Raw genomic sequence first — 4,983 nt, 5'->3', positions numbered from 1 at the left:
CCGGAACCTGCGGAACCGAACCATTCAAATCACAATCAACACCCGGCTGACCCGGCTGACCCGACTGACCCGGAACCTGCGGAACCGAACCATTCAAATCACAATCAACACCCGGCTGACCCGGCTGACCCGACTGACCCGGAACCTGCGGAACCGAACCATTCAAATCACAATCAACACCCGGCTGACCCGACTGACCCGGAACCTGCGGAACCGAACCATTCAAATCACAATCAACACCCGGCTGACCCGACTGACCCGGAACCTGCGGAACCGAACCATTCAAAACTAGGCGTTGAACAGCTTCGACTGCGCGACTCCAATCGACGTCTGGAACATTTCCGTCTCGGCGTGGCAGTACAGCACCAACGATTGCGCCAATAGCGGTGCCAAACCACAGGCCAACTCCACTACTAAAGACACTTCCAACGAATGCACTGCTAATCGCATGCGCAAACGCAGTCGTTAATACCGCCAACAAAGCGCCGATAATAATCCCAGGAATAGCGCCTAGAATCGAACCGAACAGCTTTCCAAGAAGGCCACCAATAATGGCTCCCGGGATTGCGCCAAAAAGGTTCAACGGATTTAACAGACCAAATATTGCTCCTAGCGCACCACCCAAAATCGCTCCAGGGACTGCGATTACAGGGCTTGCGATAAACCCGCCAATTGCGCCGATAACAGATCCAACAAGAAGCGCGAGCGGAATAAGCAGCAATGCCGATACCGCAGATACCGCAGAGCCAATCGTGACACCAACAAGCAAGCTAGCAACAGTAGCGATTACTGCAGAAATACCCAGCAGAGCTAAGGTTAGAATTCCAGATAAAATAAGAAGAGGCAAACCAATCAAAATCTGGAAGATAATATATGTCACGATAGCTAGAGGGATACCTACGACTAATGTAAATCCGAGAGCAACCGCAGCCACAATGAGTGCGATTCCACCAATAACAATGAGGTATCCAACCAAGAACAAAAGAATTGCAGGCACTGCCAACGGGCCCGCAATCGCAGCTGCAATCAAGCCCAATATGACCCCGGCAAACATGACCACAGTAAACGGTATTGCGATCACAGCAAAGATTGCACCAATAATCAGTGCGGGTATTGCCAATGGAGCCACGAGCGCAATGAGAGCAGGCACCAAACCCGCCAACAACGAAGCCACAATGCTCAAAACAACCGGTACGATCGACAGAAGCCCAAGGACTCCAAAGGTTCCAACAAATGTCAGAATACCAGAGATGATTCCGGCACCGCCTCCCAGAACGAGACTGGAAATTGCTGCGAGAGCAGTCGCAAGACCAGCTCCGATAACCCCACCAGCAACAGTTGATAGAACCGTTCCAGCCAAATAACCAAGAACGGAACCAGCCAACGCGGAAACCAAAGAATCGATAACGGACGTAATTGCTACCCCAATAATAGCTCCGGGGATAGCACCCAACGGAATTCCGATAATACCACCAAGTGAGCTACCAAGTATGCCGCCAAATACGCCACCTGGAACTGCAGCCAACAAATTCAATGGACTAAATAGACCATTTAAGAATCCGAGAACGGCCCCAATTCCGCCTGCACTGATAACTCCAAGGATCCCGCCAATGACGGCCCCATCGCGAATATTTTCGTTGTCAAATCTTCCTTGATACCAATCATTAAGGACAGAAGAAATATCACGCAATTCAGGGCTATCATTTCCGCCCGGTCCACCAATAAGACGAGCGATATTGCTGTTCTCCCATGCCAGCAGAGCAAGGCACGATAGAATATTGAACTGCCGTTGCGCATACCCGCTCATTGCAGGCCAACTATTAACAGTAGACGATATAAATGTTACTGCCAGCGCTACAAAAGCAGCGAGCATCCATGGCAACGAAGCTAAAGCACCTAATCCACCGCCGACAATAGCGCCAGGAATTGCAAAAATTGCGAATCCAAAAATAGCCGCTATGCCTGCTGAAATCAGCGATACCAGGAACGTTCCAATTGCTGAACCAATCGATCCGCCGACGATTCCGCCTGTCAGAAGACCGGCGATACCACCGATTATTCCTCCTAAGAGACCTCCCATTAATCCACCAATTAAATTGAGGGGATTAATGGCCCCAAGCAGGCCACCTATCACTGCGCCTAGAGGGGTAGTAAATACAGATACGATCAAAGAAAGCACTAATCCTGCTAATGCTCCAAAAATCGCTCCCGGAATAAATAGCAATGCAATTGCCGGAAGCGCGATGAGCGCGCCCAACAATAGAACGCCGATCGCCAAAATTGCGCCCACAATCAAAGCGATTACGAAAAGAATCGCTCCAATTACTAGTGCCACCGGAATCAAGATAACCAGAGATATCAGGTAAATCAAAGCGGAAATTGCTAGCGAAATTGCAAGGAACAAAACTATTTGAATCACAAAGAAAAATATGAATTCAATGGGAGCCAAAATAAATATCAACGTCAATCCCGCAAGAATCAGGCCGATTCCAGGCCAAATCAGTGCAAGAGCCGGAATGCCAGCCAGGATAGACGCCACACCAAGAGCCAGTTTTGTCAGCAGGACATAAAGTCCGGATAATCCTGCGGCAGCAATCACGGAAAGCAACGCTAGTGGAATACCAACAATCAACGCCGGAATTAATGGCAGAAGAATTAGAGGTAATGCCACAAGAACTAGCGGAATGAGGAGCGGAGCAAGAAATGCTGCAGCGGCGAGTGCAAGCGTTGCGAGTAGCAGCAGTCCACCGCCAAGAACAGCGGTCGTGATACCACCGAGAACAGCACCAACCACGGGAATCAGCAGATTAGGCAGAATCAATCCAGCCAATCCGCCCAGAGCAGCTCCTATTGCACTGCTTGCCAGTGTTGCTGAAATGTATCCGATAACCGCACCCGGAAGTGCGCCCAGAATAGAGCCAAGCAATGCTCCAGGACCGGCACCCAGGAGAGCTCCCACAACTGCACCTGGTATCCCTCCAAGAATCGGAGAAAGAGGGTTAAGAAATCCTGCAATAGCGCCAACAAATGCGCCAGGAATACCTGTTGCCACTCCCCCTAATACTGCACCCACTGAACCAGATACCAATGGCACGGCGAGAGAAACTCCTAAAGATTCAAGTAGGTCCCCAACAATTGGAGACACTCTTTCCTCTATAAGAAAATCAACACTATCAGCGAATTGCGGAGTGTTGACAGAAACACTCATACGTGCAATCAGATCTTGAGCATAGACGAGGTCAATATTTCTGGCAAACCCATCCGGGTCATTCAAAAAGAGTCCGAGCTCTCGATCAGCAGTCATTGCGACGTCTAGTAACCCGCCAGCAAATATATTTTCGCATTCGCCTGTCGAACAATCATTTCCTGAAACACCTAATACAGGAACCACCGACTGAAGGATTTGCTGAATCTGCACCATATTTTCATCAGCATTGGGCGCACGAGGCACCACTACGTCTCTAAGAGCGTCCCCGATCGGTGCGATCACGCTATCAAACGGCGCTAAGAAAGAATCAACCGGTTGAAGAATTGGTGACGCGGAAGGAGTCTGTTCGTGAACAGTTTCCGTCTCCCCAACCTTGGAGATAAATTCCTCGGCTGGAGCACCGTTTTGGCGATTCTGGGAAACAAACGCCGCTTCAAGCGCTGCACCAACATTCGGAAGTCCATAAAGCGGGTCTTCCGGAGGGGGTGAATGCCGAACTTCATCAATAACTTTCAAAGTCGGAGAAACAATATTTGAAGCAGAGATGTCGATTACATTCTGAATAATTCCACTAATCTCTGAGCCTGTCTGCGGAGGACTGGCAAGTGGGTCTGCTTGAGCTACAGATGTAGACAGCCATGCAGCGCCTATGAGCGCAACGCCAGTTGCCATAACGCGGACAGTTCGTTTGAACATTGCAACCTCCTTCCTTTTTGAAATCATAAATACCTCGTTTGATCGATTTTTTGTAAAGGTCGTGCCAATCTATCTCTAAATTAGATACCATCCACTAAAATCGCCTAAGGGGGACCTCGAGCCGATATGTTCACGCAATTATCATCCTTCACTCAATTGCATAAATTTCAAATATCGATGCGCAAGGAATTTTACAATTCTTACGCGCCGCAAAATTGCGACCCTTATATTGAAACAGCAGGACAGGGTTGACGCAAGTCAACGTGCCACGAATCACTAACACGTGTCATCCTTTCCATGCTGGGCAAACCATGGTTCATCCAGCTCGCTTCCGGCTACTGCAAGTCAACCACGGAGTTTGCCCAAGAGGGTGGGATTCCAAGCGAAGTTAAGTTAATAACTCTTGAGGTGAATTAATAACTACTAATCGTGCGACATTTGAGTCACCCTACCCACGCCAAACTCTTCGGAGAGGGCCCAATATGCTTCATTACCATTCGTAAGGTTCATACATTGCAGTTCCAACATTGAAGCGCCCAGCGGATCACGGCCAATGTTTTTCATCTTCAGTTTCTTCAAGATCCCGTGATCGTTTGAAGCCAAGCCGCACTCTCGCCGAAGCCAACTCTCTGGTAGCGATGGCACCGAACACTCCGCTCCGTCGATGGTCTCTACAAGACCGAGTTGATCAAACCCCGCAGGCCATGGCGACGATCGAACTGTGAAAATCGCCACGTTGGAACGGGTGGACTGGTTCAACCACCGACGACTCTACGAGCGCTGCAGCTATGTGCCTCCGGCCGAACTCAAGGCAACCTACTACGCTGAGCACAGAACTACGCGAATCCCGGATCTCTCAAATCAGTAGTCCCCGGGCTCGCCAAAGCGATTCACATTCTTTTTAGTACGACAAAGATAGTCGAACATCCCCCGGTTAGAGTGGGCCTTTCGTGCCTCACCTGCTTCGGTCCACGAGAAGAGAGCTCCACATGGCGCCACAACCCGTAGTCGACAACGCGGCCACGACGCGACGCACGCACATCATCCGGACAGTTCTCGCTGTCCTCGTCATCGCACCG

General features: G+C 49.9%; 1 protein-coding gene and 1 pseudogene. One reads left to right on the top strand and one right to left on the bottom strand.

Annotation, left to right across the window (positions count from 1 at the left end; all coding sequences use genetic code 11):
• Positions 1–3,904 (bottom strand): hypothetical protein (locus RhoBH5_RS32100; RefSeq protein WP_270009580.1); only part of this gene is annotated, 3,904 nt, incomplete at its 3' end.
• Positions 3,905–4,561: 657 nt separating this feature from the next.
• On the opposite strand from RhoBH5_RS32100, the pseudogene RhoBH5_RS32095 reads away from it, so the two are divergent.
• Positions 4,562–4,772: pseudogene (locus RhoBH5_RS32095) on the top strand (IS3 family transposase); the annotation flags it as partial.
• Between the last annotated feature and the right edge of the window lie 211 nt (positions 4,773–4,983).

Source organism: Rhodococcus sp. BH5 (assembly GCF_027583855.1).
Lineage (GTDB): Bacteria > Actinomycetota > Actinomycetes > Mycobacteriales > Mycobacteriaceae > Rhodococcus_F > Rhodococcus_F qingshengii.
Note: the sequence above shows the minus strand (reverse complement) of the source record. Positions and strands in the feature narration are given on the sequence as shown.